The sequence below is a fragment of the Arthrobacter sp. Dra40 genome (genome assembly GCF_059091905.1).
This window is the reverse complement of sequence record NZ_JBNHHB010000359.1, coordinates 1-3,568: the sequence shown is the minus strand read 5'-3', so window position 1 is coordinate 3,568 and position 3,568 is coordinate 1. Positions and strand designations below refer to the sequence as shown.

The following is a 3,568-nucleotide window of genomic DNA, read 5'->3' as shown; positions in this document are numbered from 1 at the left end:
GCCAAGTCGTTCCACTGCTGGACGACTTCCTCGCCGGAGATCTCCTTAGGGGTCAGCATGTTCTTCTCGTTGAACGCCTTGTAGCTGTCGGCGGACTGGGCAGCATCGACGGACGCCACGAGCTTGGCCTTCACGTCCTCCGGCAGGCCCTTCGGCGCTGCCAGGGCGCGGTACTGGGACACCGGAACCTCGTAGCCCTCTTCGATGGCGGTGGGAACCTCCGGCAGGAAGGTGTTGCGCTCGTCGGAGAAGACGACGATCGGCTTGACGGTGCCAGCGTCGATCTGCGGCTTGGCTTCACCGAGCTGGATGGTGGCCAACTGGACCTGGTTGCCCATGACGGCGGTCAGTGCAGGAGAACCCGAATCGAACGGAACCGCGGTGCCCTTGACGTCGGCCTGGGCAAACAGGATGGCCTGGGCCAGCTGCGAGCCGGTGCCCACGCCGGTGGTGCCGAAGGTCAGCTTTTTGTCGCTGTCCTTGATGTCGTCCAGGTTTTCGATGCCGGAGTCGGCGCTGGCCACCAGCACGTAGTCGTCCTGGGACAGGCCCTTGATGACGTCCAGTTCGTCGAGTGTGACAGCTTCACCTTCGGAAACAGCCAGCGGAGTGATGGTGATCAGGGAGGCATTCAGCAGGATGAGGTTCTGGCCATCGGGCTTCATCCCCGCCACTTCCTGGGTGGCCAGAGCGCCGTTGGCGCCCGGCTTGTTCACCACGGGAACGGCGACGCCAAGCTCGTCCGCCATGCCTTCGGCAGTGGTGCGGGCGATCAGGTCAGTGGAACCGCCGGCGGCCTGGCCGACGGTCAGCGTGATGGGACCGGCCGGGAAGGCTCCTTCTTCAGAGGCCGTGCTACCGACGTTTCCGCCGCAGGCGGTCAGGGCCAATGCAGCCGAGGCTGCGGTCAGACCGAGGATGGTCCGGCGGATGGGGAATGCTTTCACTTCGGGCTCCTTGCTCGATGAACAGCGGTGTTCGAACGGGGTCGGCCGTGACCCGTCTCATATGAAGCAGGTCACCTGTGGCTCGGACACCGAGCTTAGAAAGAGACTATGATGCATGTCCAAGCCCATTACTGCATTGAATGATACTGGAAAGGCATCATGTTCACTTTGGACCAGGCCCGCAGCTTCATCGCTGTAGCCGAGGAGCTGCACTTCGGGCGCGCCGCGGAACGGCTGAGCATGACCCAGCCCCCGCTCAGTCGGCAGATCCAGAAGCTGGAGCGGACCATCGGCGTCGAACTCTTGCTGCGGGACAACCGCAAGGTGACCCTGACCGCCGCAGGGCAGGCCTTCCTCACCGAGGCGCGGAAGCTGGTGGTATCAGCCGACAGAGCGCCGCAGACGGCCCGCCGCATCGCCGCGGGGCGCGCGGGAGAGATCCGGATTGGCTTCACCGCCGCCTCCGGGTTCAGCCTGCTGGGCCCCCTCCTGGCCGAGATCGCCGAGGAGATGCCCGAGGTCGACGTCGAACTTGAGGAACTGGTGACCGGGGCGCAAATCCAGGCCATTATGGACGGGGACCTCGACCTGGGCTTGGCGCGCCCGCCTTTCGACACCGAGGTGTTCGAATCACATCTGCTCTTTTCAGAGAACCTGATGCTGGCCGTTCCCAGCGGACACCGACTGGACCAGCTGGCACGGCCGATTTCGAACGCCGACTTGAAGGACGTGCCGCTGATCATGCACTCGCCCATCAAAGCGCGCTACTTCTACGACCTGGTAGTCCGCCAGATGGCGATCGAACACCGCAACGTGGTCCACAGCGTCAGCCAGATCCTGACCATGGTGGCCCTGGTGGCCGTCGGCCGCGGCGTCGCCTTCGTGCCGGAGTCGGCACAACTGCTGGGAGTCGAAGGAGTCACGTACCTGCATCTGGCCGGGGTCGCCCCGGACTCGGTGGAGCTGCACGCCATCTGGAGCCGGGACTCACGCAACCCGGCGCTGCTGCGGATGCTCGACCGGGTCTGGACGAAAGCCGCTTAGCGTCCGAAGCGATCGCCGGCTGATCGAGGGATACCTTTCGCGCATCAGTCCATACAAAAGAGGGCTTGGACAAGCATCGAATGCCCTTCCTAGGGTGGAACCAACACCATCGCACTGCTCACCCCCTGCCGCACCGGCACCATCGCAAAGGAAGATGCACGTGGCCCAGTACCAGCCCCAGGAACTCGCCAACAAGCTCAAGGACGGGCTCCTGTCCTTCCCCGTGACGGCTTTCGATGCAGAGTTGAACGTTGACGAAGCTGCCTACCGCAACCATTTGGACTGGCAGTCCAGCTTCGATGTCGCCGGGCTCTTTGCCGCCGGCGGCACCGGTGAAGGCTTTAGCCTGACCCCGCCTGAGGCAGCCCGCGTAGTGCGCATGGCCGTTGAGGAAGCCGGCAGCCGCGTCCCGGTTCTTGCCTCCGCTGGCGGCTCCACCGCCCAAGCGATCCAGAACGCCCAGGATGCCGAGGCAGCCGGGGCCGAAGGGCTGCTGCTGCTGCCGCCGTACCTGACCGAATGCGACCAGGCCGGCCTGCTGGCGCATGTCTCGGCAGTGTGCGCCGCCACCAACATCGGTGTCATCGTCTACAATCGCGCCAACGCCATCTATTCCGCGGACACCGTGGCCGCGCTGGCGGACCGGCACGCGAACTTCATTGGCTTCAAGGACGCCCTCGGCGACATCGAGCACCTCACCAAGGTCTACGCCAAGAACGGGGACCGGTTGTTCTACCTGGGCGGGCTGCCGACGGCGGAAACCTTTGCCCTGCCGCTGCTGCAGCTGGGCATGAGCACCTATTCCTCGGCGATGTACAACTTCGTGCCGGAGTTCGCCCTGGACTTCTACCGCGACGTCCGCAACCAGGACCGCGACGCCGTAACCGAGAAGCTCAACCGCTTCGTGCTCCCCTACCTGGACATCCGCGACCGGGTCAAGGGATACGGTGTCTCCATCGTCAAGGGCGGCCTGAAGGCCGTCGGCCGTGACGCAGGCTTCGTTCGTCCGCCGCTGCAGGATCTGACCGAGTCGGATATTGCCGACCTGTCCGCGCTGATCGACGCCGCCGGCATCCGCCCGGCAAACACCGCCTTGCAGAACGCCTAGGTTCAACGCCCGGAAGCGGCCGCCCGAGGGGCGGCCGCTTTGCGCCCCTCAGCCCCAGCAGACCATCCGCAGTTAAGAAGGAGCATCCGATGCCCACCACGCAGAAAAATCTGACAGGCCACTCAATCATCGCCGGCGAAGCCGTGACAGGCACCGGCGGCACGGTCAACGGTTTTGACCCGGCCACCAATGACGTCTTGGATCCGGCCTACAGCCTTATTGACGCGGCCCAGCTGGCTACCGCCACTGCTGCGGCAGCGGAAGCGTTTGACTCCTTCAGCTCGCTGGACCCTGAAACGCACGCCTCCTTCCTGGAGAAGATCGCGGAGAACATCGAGGCGGTGGGTGAGGAGCTGGTGGAGCGGGCGATGGCCGAAACCGGTCTTCCCGTCGCCCGGCTGAACGGCGAACGCGGCCGCACCACCGGCCAGCTGCGCCTGTTTGCCTCGGTTGTCCGCCAGGGCGACCA

The 3,568-nt window shown here is 64.9% G+C and carries 4 protein-coding genes; 3 read left to right on the top strand and 1 reads right to left on the bottom strand.

Annotation, left to right across the window (positions count from 1 at the left end):
- Positions 1–947: tripartite tricarboxylate transporter substrate binding protein (locus AC5RWT_RS35730; protein ID WP_494084358.1), on the bottom strand; the 947-nt coding region annotated here is incomplete at its 3' end.
- A gap of 159 nt (positions 948–1,106) precedes the next feature.
- Here AC5RWT_RS35730 and AC5RWT_RS35725 point away from each other — a divergent pair.
- From AC5RWT_RS35725 to AC5RWT_RS35715, 3 genes are all read left to right on the top strand, one after another.
- A complete protein-coding gene (locus AC5RWT_RS35725) occupies positions 1,107–1,991 on the top strand; it encodes a LysR family transcriptional regulator (protein ID WP_494084357.1) in 885 nt (294 codons plus the stop codon).
- 160 nt (positions 1,992–2,151) lie between these two features.
- On the top strand, positions 2,152–3,099 hold the full coding sequence (gene kdgD, locus AC5RWT_RS35720) for a 5-dehydro-4-deoxyglucarate dehydratase (RefSeq protein ID WP_494084356.1): 948 nt from the start codon (positions 2,152–2,154) through the stop codon (positions 3,097–3,099).
- Positions 3,100–3,188: 89 nt separating this feature from the next.
- Positions 3,189–3,568: aldehyde dehydrogenase family protein (locus AC5RWT_RS35715; RefSeq protein WP_494084355.1), on the top strand; the 380-nt coding region annotated here is incomplete at its 3' end.

What these genes read in the sequence shown, in the direction of transcription:
- AC5RWT_RS35725 (WP_494084357.1), top strand. Translation starts at nt 1,107, where the DNA reads ATGTTCACTTTGGACCAGGCCCGCAGCTTCATCGCTGTAGCCGAGGAG.